This window comes from Azospirillum humicireducens (assembly GCF_001639105.2).
Lineage (GTDB): Bacteria > Pseudomonadota > Alphaproteobacteria > Azospirillales > Azospirillaceae > Azospirillum > Azospirillum humicireducens.
This window is the reverse complement of sequence record NZ_CP028907.1, coordinates 604,064-624,242: the sequence shown is the minus strand read 5'-3', so window position 1 is coordinate 624,242 and position 20,179 is coordinate 604,064. Positions and strand designations below refer to the sequence as shown.

Here is a 20,179-nt window from a genome sequence, read left to right as displayed (position 1 = left end):
CTGTGCCGTGACCGACTTCGCTTTCGACCTGCTGGACCGGCTGCCCCGCTTCGACGGGTTCGCCAGCCGGACCCCCTATCTGAAGGACCCGGAGCTGAAGCGCTCCCGCAAGGTCTGCCCGTCGCTGGAGGACGCCATCCGCCGCTCCGGCCTGAAGGACGGGATGACCATCTCCTTCCATCACGCCTTCCGTGAAGGCGACAAGACGATCAACACCGTGGTCGACCTGCTGGCCCGAATGGGCTTCAAGGATCTGACCCTGGCGCCGTCGTCGCTGCTCAGCTGCAACGCGCCGCTGATCGAGCATATCCGCAACGGCGTCATCAGCCGCATCTACACCTCCGGCATGCGCGGCAAGCTGGCCGAGGCGATCAGCCATGGCTTGATGGCGCATCCGGTCAACATCCACTCGCATGGCGGCCGGGTGAAGCTGATCCAGGACGGCGAGCTGAAGATCGACGTCGCCTTTCTCGGCGTGTCGACCGCCGACTGCTTCGGCAACGCCAACGGCATCAGCGGCCGCTCGCGCTGCGGTTCGCTCGGCTATGCCAAGGTGGATGCCCGCCATGCCGGCACGGTGATCCTGCTGGCCGAAGAGATCGTGCCCTTCCCCAACGCGCCCGCCAGCATATCGCAGGACGAGGTCGATTACGTGGTGAAGGTCGAGCAGATCGGCGACCCGTCCAAGATCAGCGTCGGCGCCGCCCGCATCACCACCAACCCGCGCGAGCTGCTGATCGCCCGGCTGTCGGCCGAGGTGATGGTGCATTCCGGTTATTTCGAGCAGGGCTTCTCGATGCAGACCGGCTCCGGCGCATCGGCGACGGCGACGACGCGATTTCTCGAAGGCTACATGCGCAAGAAGGGGATCACCGCCAGCTTCGCGCTGGGCGGCATCACCGGCGGCATCGTGGATCTGCACAAGAAGGGGCTGATCGAACGGGTGATCGACACCCAGAGCTTCGACGGCGATGCCGCTGAATCGCTGCGCACCTCGCCCAACCACATCGAGATCTCGACCAACGAATATGCCAATCCCGGCTCCAAGGGCGCCTATGTCGACCAGATGGATCTGGTGATCCTGAGTGCCCTTGAGATCGATGTCGATTTCAACGTCAACGTCATCACCGGATCGGACGGGGTGATGCGCGGAGCGTCGGGCGGACATTCCGACGTCGCGGCGGCGGCCAACCTGTCGATCGTGGTGGCGCCGCTGATCCGCAGCCGCATCCCGACCGTGGTGCGCCGCTGCACCACCGTGGTGACGCCGGGCGAATGCATCGGCGTGCTGGTGACCGACCACGGCATCGCCGTCAACCCCCGCCGGCCGGAGATCGCCCAGCGGCTGAAGGCCGCCGGTCTGCCGGTGATGACCATCGAGGAACTGCAGCAGCGCGCCGACTCCCTGACCGGCGAGCCGCGCCCCATCGAGTTCCTCGACAAGGTGGTCGGGATCGTCCGCTATCGCGACGGCAGCGTGATCGACATCGTCCGCCAGGTGAAGGGCTGACGGCCATGGAACCGGCGGCCATGGACGGAGCGGCGGTCTCGCTGGCCGAGATGCTGGAGGCGCGCGACCGCCGCGCCGAGCGCCAGCGGGCGCTGTTCGCCCGCCATGGCCTGCCGCTGCTGTCGGTGACGCTGGTGGCGCCGGGGCCGGTCAAGGTGACGGAGACCAGCCGCTTCGTGATGGAGACGGCGGCAGACGAGCTGGAGCGGCTGTTCCGCCGCACCGGCTGGCCGGTCGAGGCCAATCTGGCGGTGCGGGAGCGGACCGGCTTCGAGGCGCTCTATGCCGTCGATACCGAGGCGCGGGTGCTGAAATGGGCGGTCGCCGCCCTGGAGGACGACCATCCGCTGGGCCGGCTGTGGGATCTGGACGTGCTGTGTCCGATGCAAGGCGGCCTGTCGCGCGGCGCGTTGGGGCTGGCGCCCCGGCGCTGCCTGGTCTGCGGGGAGCCGGCCCATGCCTGTGCCCGCTCGCGCCGCCATCCGCTGGACACGCTTCTGGCCGCGATCGAGGAGAGGGTGAATGCGTTTCGCACCCGTTGAAGGCGCTGCCGCAAAGCCGCTTGCGCTTGCCGGTCCCGCTGGCGCCGCAAGCGAGCGCTCGCTCGGTGTCCGTCTCGCCCGTCTGGCCCACCGCTCGCTGTTGCGCGAGGTTCTGCTGACGCCGAAGCCGGGATTGGTGGACCGCCGCAATTGCGGGGCGCATCGCGACATGGACCTGTCGAGTTTCCTGGCCTCTGCCCGTGCCATCGCCCCCTGGTTCCGCCTGTTCTTCGAGCGCGGGCTGGAGGGCTGCGCCATGCCGGCGGGGCTGTTCCTGGCGGGGATCCGCGGGGACGGCATGGCCTGCGAGCGGGCCATGCTGCGCGCCACCGGCGGGGTCAACACCCACAAGGGCAGCATCTTCGCCTTCGGCTTGCTGTGCGCCGCCGCTGGCCGGCTGGCCGGGCGCGGCGCACCCGTCACCCGCGAGCCGCTGTGCGGGGAGGTGGCGGCGGTCTGCGCCGGTGTGGTCGAGGAGCTGCGGCGTCCGGGCGAGGCCGGCACGGCGGGAGAGCATCTGTTCCGCCGCCATGGCCTGACCGGCGCGCGCGGCGAGGCGGCGTCCGGCTTCGCCACCGTGCGCAGCCATGCCCTGCCGGTCTTCGAGCGGCTGCGGCCGGCGGGTCCGCGGCTGGCGCTGCATGGAGCGTTGCTGGAACTGCTGGCCGTCAATCCCGACACCAATGTGGTGTCGCGCGGCGGGCTGGCGGGGCTGGACTTCCTCCAGGGCGAGGCGATGCGGCTGCGCCGGGCGGGCGGGGTCACAGCACCGGACTATCTGCGCCGGCTGGCGGCGCTCGACGACGAGGCGATCCGCCGCAATCTCAGTCCCGGCGGCAGCGCCGACCTGCTCGCGGTGACATGGTTCCTGGCCCACCTCCCGGCAACGGCGCCCTGCCGCAAGCCGGGCCTTTGACCGTTGCAGACAAGAGGGGGCGGGGCTGACGACCGCCGGGGCCGATGGAATTCGATCATATGCGCGAGGTGGACGCGGCCCTGCTGGAGGCGTCGGAGCGCTACAGCTTCGTGCTGGTGCCGGGCCTCTACGACAGCGGCCCGGAACATTGGCAGAGCTTCTGGCAGGCCCGCCACCCCTTCTGGCTGCGCATCGCCCAGAGCAATTGGAACATTCCCGACATCGAACGCTGGGTCGGCGCCATCCGCCGTCTACTGGCCCAGCGGGCGCGTCCCGCCATCCTGGTCGGGCACAGCTTCGGCGCGCTGGCTTCCTGTTGCGTCGCCAGCGACCGCAGCCACGACATTGCCGGCCTGATGCTGGTCGCCCCCGCCGAACCCTCGCGCTTCGAGGCGGAGGAGCGGGTGCCCGAACAGTCGCTCGGCCTGCCCGCCGTGGTGGTGGCGAGCCACAATGACCCGGTGATGCGCTTTCCCCGAGCCGTCCATTGGTCGGGCGTCTGGCAGGCCGATCTCGTCGATCTCGGCGAAGCCGGGCACATCAATGCCGAAGCCGGTTTCGGTCCATGGCCCTTTGGCCTGCAGGTGCTGCGCACGCTGGTCACCCGCATCGACTCCCGATGACCGCGCCCCCGCAAAATCTTCGAAATTTTCTCGGCTGCCCTGCGCTGACAGGCTTCTGACAGTTCCAAGTGATAAAAATAACAACGTTGGTCAGATGAGAATAAAAAGGCACTCTGGTGAATAAAGTGAAGAATAAAGCCTGATTTAATCCAAAGAAGCAAAACTCCATTTTCAAATGAGGTCGCGGCAATCGTCTGGTTGACGCGGCGATGCCCCTTCTTTTTTCGGCCATCGGATCGTAGCGCTGCGAATGCGGCGTGGATCGGATGTCCGGACCCACCCGACCAGAGGATCGGACCCCGGCAGCGTCCCTTCCTTTACCGTCCGCTGCCGGAGAGCAAACAGAATCGAATGTCCGGAGGACACCATGCCCAGTGAAGTCTCTCTCGCATCCCTTGCACTCGACGAGCCCGGCTTGTCTGCGTCGGCCGCGCGCCGCTCCTGGCGCGAGGTCTGGTGGGGGCTGCTCGACCAGCGTATCGGCATCGTGCCGATTCCGGTGTTCGTGGTCCTGATCGCGGTGTTCGCCGGGGCGGTTGCCACCGGGTCGCTGTCCCACGACATCAACATGATGATCGCCGTGCTGGCGGTCTGCGGCTTCAGCTGCGGCGAACTGGGCAAGCGCCTTCCGGTGTTCCGCCACATCGGCGCCGCGGCGATCTTCGCCACCTTCATCCCCTCGGCCCTGGCCTATTACCATGTGCTGCCGACGCCGATGCTGAAGGCGGTGGTCGACTTCACCAAATTCACCAATTTCCTCTACCTGTTCATCGCCTGCATCATCGTCGGCAGCGTGCTCAGCATGAACCGCGACGCGCTGGTGAAGGGCTTCTTCAAGATCTTCGTTCCGCTGGCCAGCGGCGCCGTGTCTGCCGCCTGCGTCGGCACGCTGGTCGGCACCCTGCTCGGCCTCGATCCCAAGCACACCTTCTTCTACATCGTCGTTCCGATCATGTCGGGCGGCGTCGGCGAGGGTGCCATCCCGCTGTCGATGGGCTATGCCGAAATCCTGCATGGAAACCAGGGCGAGATCTTCGCACAGGTCCTGCCGATGGTCATGCTGGGCAGCCTGATGGCGATCCTGATGTCGGGCCTTCTGAACTTCATCGGCAAGCGCATGCCGCACCTGACCGGCAACGGCCAGCTCCAGCCGGGCGGCACCGATTTCGTCAAGGCGGCGACCAAGAGCAGCGGTCCCGTGGACGCCAACACCGTCGCCGCCGCCGGCCTGTTCGCCGTCACCCTCTATCTGATGGGCGTCATGGCCCAGAAGGTCGTCGGCTTGCCGGCTCCGGTGGCGATGCTGTTCATCGCGGTCATGGTCAAGGTGCTCCAGCTCGCCTCCCCCTCGCTGGAGGCCGGCGCCGGCGTCGTCTACAAGTTCTTCCAGGTCGCCGTCACCTATCCGCTGCTGTTCGCCATGGGCGTGGCGGTGACCCCGTGGGACAAGCTGATGTCCGCCTTCACCGTGCAGAATCTGATCATCATCTTCTGCACGGTGGCGACCCACATGACGATGGGCTTCCTCGTCGGCCGGATGGTCAAGATGTACCCGATCGAAACCGCCATCATCAATTCCTGCAACTGCGGCCAGGGTGGCACCGGCGACGTCGCCATCCTGACTGCGGCCAACCGCATGCAGCTGATGCCCTTCGCCCAGGTTGCAACCCGCATCGGCGGCGCCATCACCGTCACCCTGTCGCTGATCGCGATGGCCAATCTGATGTGACCGGTCTCTTCCTCAATCCGGAATGGATGCCCGGTTAAGGGCATGCTCTGCCCCTACAGCCAAACCTAACCGAACGCCCCGGTTCGAAAGAGCCGGGGCGTTCGTGTGTCCGGGCCTTGCGCATCTGGGCGGCGCGCCCGCAAACCGCCGGGGCGCCGGCCGGCTCGCCGTGCAGGTCGGCATCCAATCCCGCCCCGGCAGGGAACGGCGTCAAAGGCCGGGTCCGAAGCGATCATGCCCTATGTGGTGGGTTCGATGGACGTCGAAGCGGCGCAGACCAGCCACCAGACCGTTCCCGACAACACCGGTCTGATCGTCTTCCGGGCTTGCGACCCGCTGACGAACAACCAGATCTCGGCGGCTGGGGCCTACAGCTTCGGCTTCGATCGGTTCGCCCAGCATCTGCGGGGCGAGAAGGACGGCACGCCGAAGACCGCGGACCGGGCCTCCTCCCTCTGCGAACTGCCGGCACGTCCAGCGCCAACGCGCCGGGTCTTGCCGGTTCGCTGCAGATCGGCAAGCGCGAGGAGATCAAGCTCTGCGGTTGGGCGGGCGGCAATCCATTCCACCACCATCGGACCGCAACCGCATGGTCGAGGCCTGGGCGAAGATCCAGACCTTCATCGTGCAGGATTTCCAATGGACGGCGACCGCCCGGCATGCCGACATCGTGCTGCCGGCCACAACCAGCGTCGAGCGCAACGACATCGAGCGGGTAGGCGTGGCCGCACGCAAGGCCATCGTCGCGATGAAGCGGCTGATCGACCAGGTCTTCGAAGCGCACAACGACTACGACATCTATGTCGAACTCGCCAAGCGGCTGGGCGTTGAGCCCGGATTCTCGGAAGGCAGCACTGAGCTGGAGCGCGTCCACGAGATCTATGAGGATGCGCTGAAACAGGCGACGGCAAAGAAGCCCGATGCCGGACTTCGACACCTTCTGGAACAAGAAACGGTGAGGCGGCCCCCACTGGGCGAGACGGTCGGGAGGACGCGCCGAGCGGGAGCCCGTGCCCACCGGACCGGGGCAGGATCAGGTCGCCAGCTTCCCGGCCTGATGCGCAAGGTCCTGCTTGGGCCGCCGCTTGCGAACCGGTTTCCCGGATTCCGCATCGCCGTCCGCCGGAGAGGTGTCGGCGTGACCGTCACGGCGGAAATGCTCGTAGGACTTGTCGATATGCTGCTTCATCAGCTTTTCGGCTTCGTCGGGCCGACCGCTCTCGATGGCCGCGATGATCGCATCATGTTCGTCGGCGGCGGCATGCATGCGGCCGTCCTTGTAGGTGGCGTGCTGGTGCGAGAAGCGGAGCACGTCAGGCCCCATCAGGGCGATCAGCGACCGAAGGAGATTGTTGTTGGTGGCTTCGGCCACCTTCAGGTGGAAGAGGAGATCCTCTTCCAGCGTGTAGGCGTTGGCGTCGGCCTGCTCGCGCATGCGCTGTTGGGCCTTGCGGATTTCAGCGATCTGGCCGCCATGGGCGCGCTCGGTCGCCAGCCGGGCGGACAATGCCTCCAGGGCGCCGCGCACCTCGATCAGCATTTCCGGGCTGGTGTCGCCCGCGTTCAGGATGTTGCTGATAAGGCCGATCAGCACATGTTCGCTCAGATTCTCCACCACGGTTCCGCTTTGCGGCGATGTGCGCACGATCCCGAAAAATTCCAGACGGCGCAATGCCTCCCGGACCGTGCCGCGGCTGACGTCGAACCGTTCGGCAAGCACCCGTTCGGCCGGGAGCTTCTGGCCTGCCTTGATGATCCGGCGGGCGATCAGATCGCTGATCTGCTCGATGATGATGTCTGGCGGACGCCGGATCTTGATCTTCTGAAAGTGGCGGGAGACGTCGAAATCAGGATCATCCATGCCGCTCTCCGATCACCGAACTGGTTCGCTGGTTTACCATCGTTCCAATCCTTTAGGCATCCTTGACGGCCGAGTCAATCGCATGCCCCCGCCGGGCGTCTCCACCCGGCGGGACGGAAGGTCGCAAGGTCAGTAGACGGCCATGATGCCGCCATCGACGAAGATCAGCTGTCCATTGACGAAATCGGACGCCGGCGAGGCGAGGAACACCGCGGTGCCGACCAGATCCGTCGGATTGCCCCAGCGGCGGGCGGGCGTGCGCTTCTTCACCCAGCCGTCGAACTCCGCATTCTCGATCAGCGGCTTGTTCATCTCGGTGACGATGTAGCCCGGACCGATGGCGTTGATCTGGACGTTGAACTCCGCCCATTCCGCCGTCATCGACTTGGTCAGCAGGCGGATGCCGCCCTTGGCGGCGGCATAGGGCGCCACGGTGACGCGGGCCTGCTCGCTGGTCAGGGAGCCGATGTTGATGATCTTGCCCGCCCGTCGCGCGACCATGCGGCGGCCGGCCTCGCGCCCGACGAGGAAGGCGCTGGTCAGGTTGGTGTCGATGACCTTGCGGAAGTCCGCCACCGGGAAATCGACCAGCGGGCTGCGGATCTGGATGCCGGCGTTGTTGACCAGGATGTCGACGGAAATGCCCTGCTCGTCGAATTGGGCGAAGGCCTTCGCCACGGCGTCCTCGTCCGTCACGTCGAAGGCGGATTCATGGACGGTATAGCCCTTGTCGCGCGCTCTGGCGGCTGCATCGGCGAGGGTGTCGGGGTTGATGTCGCTGAGGATGATCGCGGCACCGGCCTCGGCCAGCCCTTCGGCGATGGCGTTTCCCAGCCCGCGGGCCGATCCGGTGACGAGGGCGGTCTTGCCGCTCAGATCGAACATGGTGGTCATGATGGTTGAGTCTTCCGGTTAGAGGCTTGTGCGGCGGACGCGCAGATCGGGACGCTCGAAGACGGCCGGCAGCAGTTCGGTGCCGAGCCCCGGCCCTTCCATCGGCAGGACATGGCCGTCGACGATGCGGGGCACCTCGGTGACGAGCTCCGCGTACCAGCCGGTGTAGAAGGCCCGCACCGACTCCTGGATCAGCGTGTTCGGGTTCGACAGCGAGGAATGGACCGCGGCGACATAGGCGACGGGGCCGGTGCAGTCGTGCGGGGCGTAGGGGCGATGGTAGGTGTCGGCCAGCGAGGCGATCTTGCGGCCCTCGGTCAGGCCGCCGGTCCACACCAGATCGGTCATCACCACGCCGATGGCGCCGGCTTCCAGCATGTCCTTGTAGGGGAAGCGCGATCCCAGCGTTTCCGAGGCGCAGATCGGCACGCTGGTCGAGGCGGCCAGCTCGGTCAGCGCGTTGACCGAGTTCATGCGGATCGGATCCTCGTACCAGGTGGGATCGTAGTCCTCCAGGACGCGGGCGATCTTCTTGACGGTCGGCAGATTCCACAGGCAGTGGAATTCGACCATGATCTGCATGCGGTCGCCCACCGCCTTGCGGATCTTCTCGAACGGTTCGACGGCGCGCTTCATCTGCTCGGCGGTGATGAACCGGCCGTCGTTGGCGATGGCGGCCGGATCGAACGGCCAGATCTTCATGCCGGTGATGCCCTGCTCCAGCAGGCTTTCCGCCAGCCGGCCGGCATCGGTCATGAAGCCGTTCAGATCCTCGTACGGCCCCTCGCTGGAACCCAGGTTCCAGGTATCGACCGGCTTGATCTTGTTGGAGCGCACATAGCCGTAGCCGGCGCAGGTGTTGTAGACCGGCACCCGGTCGTGGCAGAGGCCGCCCAGCATCTGATGCACCGGCTGGCCGCAGACCTTGCCGAGAATGTCCCACAGCGCGAGGTCGATGGCCGACGCGGCGCGGTATTCGGCGCCGGTCGAGGACTGCGCCATCGGCAGATTCACCAGCTCGCGGGCATGGGCCTCGATGCGCAGCGGGTCCTTGCCGAGCAGGCGGGCAGCCAGCACGTCATGGATGTGCGCCTCGACCGCGCCTGCGCCGTAGAAGGTCTCGCCAAGGCCGACGACGCCGGCATCGGTGTGGACGCGGACCCAGACGACGTTGGAGAACTCGTCCGTCCTCAGTGTTTCCAGCTGCGTGATTTTCATGGAGCGCTCGCAAGGGTGGGGTGGGCTTGCGCCGTGCCGGGGCACGGCGCCGCCGGATCAGAAGACGATCTGAACCTTCATGTTGCTGTTGCGGTCATGCGCCGCGGCGAACGCCTCGGCCGCTGCCTCGAACGGGAACTGCGCCGTGGCCAGCGGCGACAGGTCGACGCCGCCGGTGGTCAGGGCGGAGACCGCCCAGGCGAATTCCTCGTGGAAGCGGAAGGAGGTCTTGAACGTCACTTCCTTGGCGAGCAGCCGGTTCAGCGGGATCGGGGTGAGGCCGGGCGCCAGCATGCCGACCTGGACGACGGCGCCGCCGGGGCGGGTGCTCAGCACGCAGGTCTCCACCGCCCTGGCGCTGCCCGACGCTTCGAAGCAGACGTCGAAGCAGCCGCGGTCGGCCTGCCAGCGGTTGGGGGTTTCGCTGTCGGCCAGCACGTTGACGGTTTCATCGGCGCCGATTTGGGCGGCGATCTCCAGCGGCTTGTCCGACAGGTCGGTGATGGTGACGTGCTCGGCTCCCGCCCGGCGGGCGGCGACGGCGATCAGGCAACCGATCGGCCCGGCACCGGTGATCAGCACGCGCCGGCCGAGCAGGCTGCCGGCTTGCGCCACCGCATGGAGGGCGACGGCGAATGGCTCGGCGAAGACCAGATTGGTGTGCTTCGTGTCGGCCGGCACCGGGAAGCACTGGAAGTCACGCACCACCAGCGTTTCGCGGAAGGCGCCCTGGACATGGGGAAAGCGCGAGGCGCTGCCGAAGAAGATCATGTTGGCGCAGAGATTTTCCCGGCCGGCCAGGCAGTGCGGGCAGGTCCGGCACGGCTTGCCGGGATTGACGGCGACGCGGTCGCCGATCTTGGTCCGGGTAACGTCGGGACCGACCTCGACGACGTCGCCGCTGATCTCGTGGCCCAGGACCATCGGTTCCCGGACGTTGAAATCGCCGACGCGGCCCTCGAAGAAGTAGTGGAGGTCCGATCCGCAAATGCCGCCTGCGGCGATCCTGACCCGGACTTCTCCCGGCTTCAGGGCCGGCTCGTCGAGCGTTTCAAGGCGAAGATCCTTTTGTCCATGCAGAACACAGCCGCGCATCTGGCTTCTCCTGAAAGGTGATGGCGCGCCGGAGCGCCTCGTGTCTTGCGGTCCGTCCGCCCGGCCGGTGCCTCGGGCTCTTCGGGATCCTGCGTAGCCGCCCGGCACCGCGTGACGTCACGCCGAAAGGGAAGTGGACCAAAACCAAAATTGGTCTACTGGTTCGATGAATATTCTGGTCCTTTGGGCTTGTCAACCTGGAGCGTCGGACCGTCACGCCTGTACGGGCTGTCCGCTACACCCGCACCGGCCGCCGCATCGGCTTGGACCGGTTGAAAATTGCAGAGATCTCAAAGGGATGAGTGGCCGTCTTAAGGAGCGGGGCGCTCCGGATTCACGCCATTGGGGCCATGCGAAGCACCGAGCCGCAGGGCGCCGCACGGCGGTCTCGACGCTTCGGATGCAGCGGAATCAGGCCACCCTGCGACCGTCGGTCGCATGCCAACAAAACATTTTGTGCATCCAGCGTTATGCGGTTGACACATCCCGGCAGGCTGCACTATCCAGTGGAGCAGAAGACCAATGTACCAATTTGCCAAATAGGCCGGCCCGCAGTGTCCCGTGCCGACGCTGGCGCGGTGGAGCGTCCGTAGCCTGAGCGGATCGCAACCGGACATCGGTTCCGGCCTGCCGATCCATCGCCTCCGCCGACAGCGGCGCTCCATCGCCAGGACACCCGGCGGGTGATCATTTCTTGAGGGGGAACCATGAGTGCTATGCCCAAGGGGAAATCTCAGGCCGGAGCGGGCAGGGATGCCGCACCGTCCGGCGCTCCTCTCCGCGTGGTCGTCGCCGACGCCAATTTCATGCCCCATCGCGCGTTGATGCAGGCGCAGCTTCCCGCCGACACCGTGGTGTCCTGGCATCCCGCCTTCGACGAGGCGGCGGTCGCGGCCGACCTGCCGGGCGCCGACGTGTTCGTCGGGCCGCGCTTCACCGCCGCCATGGGGGCTGCCGCCGATTCCCTTCGGCTGGTCCATGTCGGCGGCGCCGGCTATGACGGCATCGACGGCAAGGCGCTGCCCGACGGCGTTCTCTGCGCCAACACCTTCTGCCACGAATCATCCATCGCCGAGTTTGTGGCGGCGACCAGCGTCGTCATGCGCCGCCAGCTCCTGCAGCAGGACCGCGAACTGCGCCGGGGGCACTGGGATTCCTCGGTTTACGAATCGCAGCGCTCTCAACCGAGTTCGCTGGCCGGAGCCACCGTCGGAATCGTCGGGTACGGTCACATCGGATCGCATGTCTGGCGGTTGATGCGGGCGTTCGGCGCCTCCGGCGTCGCCGTCACATCCCGGCCGGAGAGAGCCGAGGGGGAGGGGTTGAGCTGGGTTGCCGGGACCGACGGGCTCGACCGCCTGCTCGCGGAGAGCGACATCGTCGTGCTTTGCCTGCCGCTGCTGCCGGAAACCCGCCACATCATCGGCAGGGCGCAACTCGCGGCGATGAGGTCCGATGCCCTGCTGGTCAATGTCAGCCGCGGCCCGCTCGTCGATCCCGAGGCGCTCTTCGATGCGCTGAAGGATCGCCGGATCGGCGGGGCTGTCATCGACGTGTGGTATCAGTATCCGAGCGGCGGCGCCCATGCCCAGCCGTCACCGCTGCCCTTCGACACGCTCGACAACATCCTGATGACGCCTCACATCTCCGGCGTCACCACCCAGACCTTTCAGGGCCGTGTGCGCGAGGTCGCGGCGAACATCGCCCGCCTCCAGGCGGGGGAGCCGCTGCGCAATCTGGTCAGTCCCCGCTGAAGCCAGGCTGACACCATCGCGGGCGTGCCGGCCGGCATGCCCGATTGCGCCCATCCGCTGGCGCCGTTTGCCCGGTTCGTCCATCGCCCGGCGCCCCCAGGGTCGCGCGGCCAAGACCGCGCGCGCTCATTGTTCCACCGCAGCGGTGGTTGATGAAGGAAGCAGGACATGACTGAGATATCCAGCTCCATCGCGGACTCCGAACAGATCGCAAGGGACGATGCTCCCGCCGACGCCAAGAATGTGCGCCGGGCGGCACTGGCCGGTCTCATCGGCACGATGCTCGAAAATTACGATTTCGTGATCTACGGCACCGCATCGGCCCTGATCTTCAGCAAGCTGTTCTTCCCGACGATCTCTCCGGCCGCCGGCATCATCGCCGCCTTCGGCGCCTACGCCATCGGCTTCCTCGCACGGCCGCTCGGCGGTCTCTTCTTCTCGCATTTCGGTGAGAAGTTCGGCCGCAAATGGGTCCTGGTCACCACCCTGTTCCTGATGGGCGGGGCGACCTTCGCCATCGGCTGCCTGCCGACCTATGAATCGGTCGGCATCTGGGCGCCGCTGCTGCTCGTCCTCTGCCGCTTCCTGCAGGGTTTCGGCGCGGGCGCCGAGCAATCGGGCGGCGCCACGCTGCTGACGGAGACGGCCCCGCTCGGCCAGCGCGGCCGGCTGTCGTCGCTGATCATGGTGGGTGCGGCCTTCGGCACCGCGCTGGGCGCCATCGCCTGGATCGGCGTGCAGCAGCTTCCCGACGCCGCGATGATGAGCTGGGGCTGGCGGGCGATCTTCTGGAGCAGCATCGTCGTCACCATCGCCGCCTTCGTCATCCGTTTGAAACTCGCCGAGAGCCCGGTGTTCACCGAGCTGAAGAAGAAGGTGGACGTCAAGAACCAGGCTCCGCTGCGCGTCGTCGCGAAGCATGGCAAGAAGAACGTCGTCAAGATCATCCTGATGAACTGGGGCGTGTCGACCCAGTCCTACACCTATCAGGTCTTCATGATCTCCTACCTGATCAATGTGGTCGGGGTCGATACGCACTTCGTCCCGCCGGTGCAGCTGGCCGCCGCGATCGCCGCCTCCTTCGCGGCCTTCCTGACGGGCATGCTGTCCGACCGCTTCGGACGCCGCCGGATGACGCTGGCGCTGACCGGGATCCTGGTCGTCACGCCGTTCCTGGTCTTTCCGGGACTCAACACCGGCTCGCCGGCTCTGATCACCGCCATCATCGTCTTCGGCTACATGGTCGCCGCCCAGGGCGTGACCGGCGTTCATATGAGCTTCTTCCCGGAAATCTTCGGCAGCCGCTACCGCTATGCCGGCGTGACGCTGGGGCGGGAGTTCTCGTCGATCATCGGCGGCGGCATCGCTCCCCTGCTGTGCGCCTCGCTGCTGGCCTGGTACGGCAATTCCTGGGTTCCGGTGGCGATCTACATGGCCGTCACCATGCTGGTGTCGTTCCTGGCCACCTATTCGCTGCCCGAAACCCTCAACCGCGACCTGAACACGCCGACCGATGCCGAATGGGGCGAAGCGCGGCCTGCCAGGGCTCAAATCTGAACGGAGAATGATCACGGGGGGGGCGGAAGCCGGAGCTTTCCGCCCCCGCAATTTCTTCTCGCGTATCGAAGGAAGGGCATGACCATGAGCGTTCACCGCAAGGCGACCCGCATCGTCGGCGCCTATGCCGCCCAGCCGGAAGAGGTTTCCGACCGCCGGGCCTATCTGGAAGAGGTGCTGTCGCTTCCCGGCGTCGATGGGTTGGAGATTTCCTGGGGAGCGCCCGGCTGGGAGCAGGACGCGCCGCTTCTGGCCGATGTCCTCGCAAGCCGGGAGGGCCAGGGAGGACATGTGCTGACCTTGATCGGCGCTGCGGCGACGGCGGCGGCCAAGGACCCGGCGGTCGGCCTGGCTTCTCCCGATCCTGACGGGCGTGACCGGGCAGTACAGCATGTTGCCGCGGCCCGCGAAGCCGTGCTGGATTTCATGGCGCGCGGACAGCGTATCGTGGCCGTCGAACTTCATGCATTTCCGACCCAGCCCGAGGCCGACGCCGGGCTGGGCGGCCGTGCATTGGAGCGGTCGCTGTGCGAGATCCTGTCCTGGGACTGGGGTGGCGCCGCCATCATCCTGGAGCATTGCGATGCCCGCCGGACAGGGGGATGGCAGAAGGGCCTGCTCCCTCTCGACATCGAAATCGCGGCCGTGGCTGCCGCTGCGGCGACGTCGTCCACGCCCACGGGCATGGCGGTCAATTGGGGGCGCTCGGCGATCGAGGAGCGGGATGCGGCAGCTCCCTGCCGTCATGTGCAGCGCCTGCGCTCCGCCGGATTGCTGCGTGGTGTGATGTTCTCCGGCGCGACGGATCGCGATGGCGTCTACGGCATGGCCTGGAGCGATGTGCATCCGCCGGTCACGGACATGGTGTCAGAGTCGGTGATGAACCGGGACCGGATGGCGACGACGCTGGAGGAGGCCGGCAGCGCCTTGCTGTATGACGGCGTCAAGGTCGCGGCGCGGCCGCCACATACCACCGTGAAGGATCGCGTCGCCCTGATCCGCGGCACGCTGGCCGCCCTCGATGTGACCTGAACTGCCGGGGATTTCCGGAAAGCCCCGCTTCCTGAGACGCCGGAGACGTTGCGGGGCCTGGGTGGGCCGGTTCGATCGGCGGTGCCTGTGCGACGCCTACCGGCAACATGCCTCCCGCCGAAGCCGAAGCACGCTACGATGCCAAGATCGAGGATGTTGCCATGGCGGCGTGACGCAAGCCAAATGTCCTCTGGAAATCCCGGCAGGGTCAGTGATGGAAATCCGGTGACATGGAACTGCGGCACCTGCGCTATTTTCAGATGGTTGCGGCGGAGCGCAGCTTCACCCGCGCGGCTGAGCGGCTTCACATCGCGCAACCCCCGCTCAGCCGGCAAATCCGCCAGCTCGAAGAGGAGCTGGGGACCGAGCTGCTGGTGCGGGGATCGCGACCGCTCGAACTGACCGAGGCCGGGCGCCTGCTCTATGAGCATGCCATCCAGGTGCTGGACCGGGTCGACGACATCCATTGGAGCCTGCGGGCGCTGGGCGGGTCGCGCCGCACCGTCTATCCGGTCGGGCTGGTCGGCTCGATCCTCTACGGCTCGCTTCCCCGCGTGCTGCGCCGGTTCCGGGCGTCGCGCCCCGACCTCGATGTCCGCTTGATCGAAATGACGACGCTGGAGCAGCTGCCGGCCCTGCGCGACCACCGCATCGCCATCGGCTTCGGCCGGTTGCCCTTTCAGGAACCCGGCATCGTCCAGCAGGTTCTGCATGACGAGCGGCTGGTGGTCGCGGTGTCCTGCGAGTGCCCGCTGGCCGCCGGGACGGGCCCGGTGCCCTTGGCCGCACTGGTCCGCGAGACCCTGCTGGTCTATCCCCGCAAGCCGCGGCCGAGCTATGCCGATCAGGTGCTGGCGCTGTTCCGCGACCGGGGCCTTCTGCCCAATGCGGTGGTGGAGGCGGGAGAACTCCAGACCGCTTTGGGGCTCGTCGCCTGCGGAGTTGGGGTGTGTCTGGTGCCGGAATCCGCGTCCGGGTCGCGCGGCGACCTGATCTACCGGCCGGTCGCCGACAAGGGGATCACCTCGCCGATGATCGTCAGCACGCGGGCCGGCGACGAAAACGAGGCGACCGCAGCCCTGCTCGCCATGGTGACGGAATGACCCCGAGGGGTCCGGTTCCATGGCGAGGCATCCTCCCGGCTGCGGACAATTCTCGCAGCGATGCGGACACCGAGAAATCCCGTATCGGATTTCAGCCTCCGAAACGGAAAGCCCCCCGCCGGACTGGCGGGGGGCTTTCCTCGACCGGAGGTGCCGGAATGCGCGGCACCGGAACTCCTGCCGCCGGGACCGCTCAGGCGGAGACGCGCGCGCGGTCGACCACGTCGGTCGGCAAGCCGTCGCGGGCCTCGACCAGGCGGAAGTCGAAGGCGATCTCGGCGAAGGGACGGGTCACGCCACGGGCCTCCATCGCCGCCGGATCGTCGATGCGGCGGACGTCGGGCACCAGCCCGTCGCGGGTGGCGAAGGCGAAATCGTCGTCGATCAGCGGATCGCCCTTGATGTTGATCTGCGTCGTCAACTTGCGATAACCGGGCGCGCTGACGAAGAAGTGGATGTGGGCGGGACGGGCGCCGTGACGGCCCAGCAGGTCCAGCAGCTGCAGCGTGCTGCTGCCCGGCGGGCAGGCATAGCCCGACGGCATGATCGACTGGAAGGAGTAGCGCCCGTCGGCGCCGGTCTGGATGGTGCCGCGGTTGTTGAAGGGCGTCTGCGAGCTGTCGAAGATCGAATAGTTGCCCTTGGAATTGGCATGCCAGACCTCGACCACCGCATGGGGGATCGGCTTGCCCGACGCATCGCGCACGACGCCCGACATGAAGAGCGGCTCCGCCTCGGTGTCCAGCCCGTCGTCGATGCGGGCGTTGCCCTGATGCACCGGGGCGCCGACCACATAGAGCGGGCCTTCGATGGTGCGCGGGGTGCCGTTCTCGTTCAGGCCGGCGGCGCTCTCACGCTCCTCGACCAGCAGATCGAGGAAATGCTCGAAGCCCAGTCCCGGAGCCAGCAGCCCGGCCTCGTTGTTCTTGCCCAGCTCGGTCAGGTAGTTGCAGGCGGTCCAGAATTCATCCGGAGTGACATCGAATTCGTTCATGGTGACGAACAGGTCGCGGACGATGCGGTCGACGATCGCTTTGACCCGCGGGTTGGGCGTCTTGCCGGTCGTGACCTGGGTGAAGCGCGCCAGCAGCGCGTCGAGTTCCTTGGCCTGCATGGGAGTCTCCCTGTGACTTTGTTGGTTGGTGGTGTGTGGGGGGCTGGAAAGCGGACTTGCGAAAGAACCGTCAGGCGTCGCCGTCACGGACCGAGGAGGGGTGACGGCACAGCGGCGTCACGGCGATGTCCATGTAGGGGAACAAGGGCAGTCCGGTCAGGATGTCGTGCAGTTCTGCATTGTCGGCGACGTCGAAGATGCTGACATTGGCGTAGGCGCCGGCAACCCGCCACAGATGGCGCCATTTGCCGCCGCGCTGCAGGTCGGCGGCGATGGCCTTCTCGCGCGCCTTCAGGTCGGCGGCGGCGTCCGGCGGCATGTCGGCCGGCAGGCGAACCGTCATCGTCACATGGAACAGCATGGGATCACTCTCCAGCTTGGGGCGTGGTGGTTTGGGGAAGGGCGCGCGTCGCATGGAGGCTGCGCGGACGGTCGCGGCGCAGGGCGTCCAACCGGTCGGGATCGATGTCGACGCCGATGCCCGGCCCGTCCGGCACGACCAGGGCGAACTCCTCGTAACGCAGCGGCGTAGCGAGGAAATCGCCGGTGAACAGCAGGGGGCCGAACAGCTCGGTTCCCCAGTCCAGCCGGGGCAGCGTGGCGAACAGCTGGGCCGCCGCCGCCGTCCCCACCCCGGTTTCTATCATGGTGCCGCCATATATGCCGATCCCGGCCGCCTCGGCGATGGCCGCGACCTTCGCCGCCGGACCGACGCCGCCCGATTGGGCGAGCTTGACCGAAAAGACATCGGCACCGGCAGCGGCCGCGACACGGAAAGCGTCTTCGGCGCCGCGCAGGATCTCGTCGGCCATCACGGCGATGGGAAAATCCTGGGTCAGGCGGGCAAGCGCCGGCAGATGCTGGCGTCCCACCGGCTGTTCGACGAGATCGGCCCCGGCATCGGCCAACGCCGCCAGCCCGCGCCGGGCTTCGGTGACGCTCCAGGCCTGATTGACGTCCACCCGGACGCTGGCGCGGTCGCCCAGCGCGCGCTTGATCGCGGCGATGTGGGCGATGTCGTCGGCCAGCGCGCGCTTGCCGATCTTCAGTTTGAAGATGTTGTGGCGGCGTGTGTCGAGCAGACGTTCGGCCTCGGCGATGTCGAGGTCGGACTGCCCGCTCGCCAGCGTCCAGGCGCAGGGCAGCCGGTCGCGCACCCGCCCGCCGAACAGATGGGCCAGCGATACGCCCAGCCGACGGGCCGCCGCGTCCTGCAACGCGGTTTCGACCGCGCATTTGGCTGTATTGTTGCCCTGGACGAAGGCGCCGATCCGCGCCATCGCCGCGCCGACCCGCCCGGCATCCTGGCCGATGAGCAACGGCGTCATGTAGGTGTCGATCGCCAGCGCCATGCCCTCGACCGATTCCTCACCATAGCTCAAGCCGCCGATGGTCGTCCCTTCGCCCCAGCCGACGACACCGTCGGATGCGGTGATGCGGACGATCACGACCGATTGCGTCCGCATCGTTGCCATTGCCAGGACATGCTGGCGGATGGTCGGCAGATCCAGAATGAAGGTTTCGACCCGCTCGATTGTCGTCACGCGAACATCCTCAAATCAGTGCGTATGTGCAGCGTCATAGTTTTCGAGGCTGATCATCGCTTTAAAGGACGTTTCGTGTCCAAAACCGATTGGATCATGTTTCCATACCCAATAGGTATGCACAACGAGAAGGCGTGCGCCGCCATGCTCAGGAAGGCCGAGGGCAAGATTATATTTTTGCAGATTGGGAAAAACTGGTTCCCATATTTTTAAATGCCGAATCCTTGACAGGACATGGCGCCGATTTGGAAGATGAAGGTCCTTCCGCCTCGATGCGGAGGATTGGGTTTTGCCCGTTTCATCAAGAAGATGCAGCCGAGCCAGCCACAGATAAGGCCTCGGGCAAGCACCAACGACGCGATCCGCGGTTGGACGGCTCTCCATTTGGGGGCCCTCGCCGCAGGAACTTGCATGAATGAACAGGGCCTTTGGGCATCCATCAGGGAGACAAGAGAAGCATGCGCTTTTTCAATATGATGGTGGGCGTCGTCTGCGCGCTGGCGATCGGCGCGGCGGCCGGGCCGGCGCCGGCCGCGGACCCGATTAAGGTCGGTGCGGTCCTGTCCTTGACCGGCGGCGCGTCGAGCCTGGGCGATCCGGAACTGAAGACCCTCGAAATGATGGTCGACCAGACCAACAAGGCCGGAGGTCTGCTGGGACGCCCGGTCGAGCTGGTCCATTACGACGATGGCAGCGAGCCCGGCAAGGCCAACGTCCTGGCCAAACGCCTGATCGAAGACGACAAGGTGGACATGCTGATCGGCGGCACCACCACCGGCGCCAGCATGGCGATGTACCCGCTGATCGAACGGGCGCAGATCCCGTTCATCTCCCTGGCCGGCGCCCTGGTGATCGTCGAGCCGGTCAAGCGCTGGATGTTCAAGCCCGCCCATCACGACCGCATGGTCGGCCAGCGCGTGATGCTCGACATGAAGGCCAGGGGCTACCAGTCCATCGCCATGCTGTCGGACACCAGCGGCTTCGGCCAGTCCGCCCGCAAGGAGATGCTGAACGTCGCCCAGAAGGTCGGCATCACCGTGGCGGTGGACGAGACCTTCAACCCGAAGGACACCGACGTCACCACCCAGTTGGCGAAGATCAAGAACACACCCGGCATCCAGGCCCTGTTCGTCGTGACCTTCGGCCAGGGTGCGGTGGTCGTGACCAAGAACATCGCGCAGCTCGGCATCGACCTGCCGCATTACGAGACCTCCGGGGTGGCGACGCGGGAGTATATCCGTCTGGCGGGGCCGGCGGCCGAAGGGGTGCGCCTGCCGGCGCCGGTGCTGATGGTCGCCGCCGACCTGCCCGACAGCGATCCGCTGAAGAAGCTGTCCGTCGACTACGTCAGGGAGTACGAATCCCGTTACAAGACCGACGTGTCGTCCTTCGGCGCCTATGCCCGCGACGCCTGGCACATCTGGGTCAATGCGGTGACGCTGGCCAAGAGCGTCGACAAGGCCAAGGTCCGGGATTTCATCGAGAACACGACGGGTCTCCCCGGAACGTCCGGCATGATCAACATGTCGCCCCAGGACCATCTCGGCCTCGACATCTCCGCATTGAAGATCGTCACGGTCAGGAACGGCAAGTTCACGATCGCCGACTGAACTGTCCGTTTCGTCCGCTCCCGCCCGGTTCCACCGCGCCCGTATGGGCGCGGCGTGAGGGAATGCGCCGGCGCTCC

Annotated in this window: 18 protein-coding genes and 1 pseudogene; 11 read left to right on the top strand and 8 right to left on the bottom strand. The window is 66.6% G+C overall.

The genetic code is table 11. The features are described 5' to 3' along the window. The first annotated feature begins 7 nt into the window (after positions 1–7). The 6 genes and pseudogenes from citF to A6A40_RS32060 all read left to right on the top strand — a co-directional run. On the top strand, positions 8–1,510 hold the full coding sequence (citF, locus tag A6A40_RS29910) for a citrate lyase subunit alpha (RefSeq protein ID WP_108549549.1): 1,503 nt from the start codon (positions 8–10) through the stop codon (positions 1,508–1,510). 5 nt (positions 1,511–1,515) lie between these two features. Continuing rightward, positions 1,516–2,052, top strand: a complete 537-nt coding sequence (gene citX, locus A6A40_RS29905; protein ID WP_108549434.1) for a citrate lyase holo-[acyl-carrier protein] synthase — start codon at positions 1,516–1,518, stop codon at positions 2,050–2,052. Next, positions 2,033–2,968 (top strand): triphosphoribosyl-dephospho-CoA synthase CitG, encoded by a 936-nt coding sequence (citG, locus tag A6A40_RS29900; protein ID WP_108549433.1) that lies wholly within the window; start codon positions 2,033–2,035, stop codon positions 2,966–2,968. Before citX ends, citG begins: the two co-directional genes overlap by 20 nt. 44 nt (positions 2,969–3,012) lie before the next feature. Then, positions 3,013–3,591 carry an RBBP9/YdeN family alpha/beta hydrolase gene (locus A6A40_RS29895; RefSeq protein WP_108549432.1) on the top strand — a complete coding sequence of 193 codons (579 nt, stop codon included), beginning with the start codon at positions 3,013–3,015 and terminating at the stop codon, positions 3,589–3,591. Positions 3,592–3,958: 367 nt separating this feature from the next. Next, positions 3,959–5,320, top strand: a complete 1,362-nt coding sequence (locus A6A40_RS29890; RefSeq protein WP_108549431.1) for a 2-hydroxycarboxylate transporter family protein — start codon at positions 3,959–3,961, stop codon at positions 5,318–5,320. 589 nt (positions 5,321–5,909) lie between these two features. Beyond that, positions 5,910–6,080: pseudogene (locus A6A40_RS32060) on the top strand (molybdopterin-dependent oxidoreductase); the annotation flags it as partial. A gap of 273 nt (positions 6,081–6,353) precedes the next feature. On the opposite strand, the gene A6A40_RS30870 reads toward A6A40_RS32060, so the two are convergent. From A6A40_RS30870 to A6A40_RS29865, 4 genes are all read right to left on the bottom strand, one after another. Beyond that, positions 6,354–7,181, bottom strand: coding sequence for a FadR/GntR family transcriptional regulator (locus A6A40_RS30870; RefSeq protein WP_158279389.1), 828 nt, complete (start codon positions 7,179–7,181; stop codon positions 6,354–6,356). Positions 7,182–7,310: 129 nt separating this feature from the next. Continuing rightward, a complete protein-coding gene (locus tag A6A40_RS29875) occupies positions 7,311–8,075 on the bottom strand; it encodes an SDR family oxidoreductase (RefSeq protein ID WP_108549430.1) in 765 nt (254 codons plus the stop codon). Positions 8,076–8,093: 18 nt separating this feature from the next. Beyond that, a complete protein-coding gene (locus A6A40_RS29870; RefSeq protein ID WP_108549429.1) occupies positions 8,094–9,293 on the bottom strand; it encodes a mandelate racemase/muconate lactonizing enzyme family protein in 1,200 nt (399 codons plus the stop codon). Between the two features lie 57 nt (positions 9,294–9,350). After that, complete coding sequence (locus tag A6A40_RS29865; RefSeq protein WP_108549428.1) at positions 9,351–10,388, bottom strand: L-idonate 5-dehydrogenase; 1,038 nt, start codon at positions 10,386–10,388, stop codon at positions 9,351–9,353. A gap of 716 nt (positions 10,389–11,104) precedes the next feature. On the opposite strand from A6A40_RS29865, the gene A6A40_RS29860 reads away from it, so the two are divergent. The 4 genes from A6A40_RS29860 to A6A40_RS29845 all read left to right on the top strand — a co-directional run bounded on the left by A6A40_RS29860 (position 11,105) and on the right by A6A40_RS29845 (position 15,834). Next, positions 11,105–12,142: a 2-hydroxyacid dehydrogenase gene (locus A6A40_RS29860; protein WP_236784166.1), complete on the top strand. Its 1,038-nt coding sequence runs from the start codon at positions 11,105–11,107 to the stop codon at positions 12,140–12,142. 168 nt (positions 12,143–12,310) lie between these two features. Next, positions 12,311–13,699 (top strand): MFS transporter, encoded by a 1,389-nt coding sequence (locus tag A6A40_RS29855; RefSeq protein WP_108549427.1) that lies wholly within the window; start codon positions 12,311–12,313, stop codon positions 13,697–13,699. An 84-nt stretch (positions 13,700–13,783) separates the two neighbouring features. After that, the gene (locus A6A40_RS29850) at positions 13,784–14,731 is read left to right on the top strand and encodes a DUF4862 family protein (protein ID WP_158279388.1); all 948 of its coding nucleotides are present in this window, start codon (positions 13,784–13,786) and stop codon (positions 14,729–14,731) included. Positions 14,732–14,961: 230 nt separating this feature from the next. Further along, entirely contained in the window at positions 14,962–15,834 is an 873-nt protein-coding gene (locus A6A40_RS29845) for a LysR family transcriptional regulator (protein ID WP_108549425.1), read from the top strand. A gap of 193 nt (positions 15,835–16,027) precedes the next feature. Here the strand turns inward: A6A40_RS29845 and catA are convergent, their stop codons facing one another. From catA to A6A40_RS30625, 4 genes are all read right to left on the bottom strand, one after another. Beyond that, positions 16,028–16,948 (bottom strand): catechol 1,2-dioxygenase, encoded by a 921-nt coding sequence (gene catA / locus A6A40_RS29840; RefSeq protein WP_108549424.1) that lies wholly within the window; start codon positions 16,946–16,948, stop codon positions 16,028–16,030. Positions 16,949–17,018: 70 nt separating this feature from the next. Next, positions 17,019–17,309: a muconolactone Delta-isomerase gene (gene catC, locus A6A40_RS29835; protein ID WP_108549423.1), complete on the bottom strand. Its 291-nt coding sequence runs from the start codon at positions 17,307–17,309 to the stop codon at positions 17,019–17,021. Between the two features lie 4 nt (positions 17,310–17,313). After that, positions 17,314–18,492: a muconate/chloromuconate family cycloisomerase gene (locus tag A6A40_RS29830; RefSeq protein ID WP_108549422.1), complete on the bottom strand. Its 1,179-nt coding sequence runs from the start codon at positions 18,490–18,492 to the stop codon at positions 17,314–17,316. 15 nt (positions 18,493–18,507) lie between these two features. Then, positions 18,508–18,876, bottom strand: a complete 369-nt coding sequence (locus tag A6A40_RS30625; RefSeq protein WP_146191672.1) for a hypothetical protein — start codon at positions 18,874–18,876, stop codon at positions 18,508–18,510. 74 nt (positions 18,877–18,950) lie between these two features. Between A6A40_RS30625 and A6A40_RS29825 the strand changes: the two genes are divergently transcribed. After that, a complete protein-coding gene (locus A6A40_RS29825; protein ID WP_108549421.1) occupies positions 18,951–20,102 on the top strand; it encodes an ABC transporter substrate-binding protein in 1,152 nt (383 codons plus the stop codon). Positions 20,103–20,179: the final 77 nt, after the last annotated feature.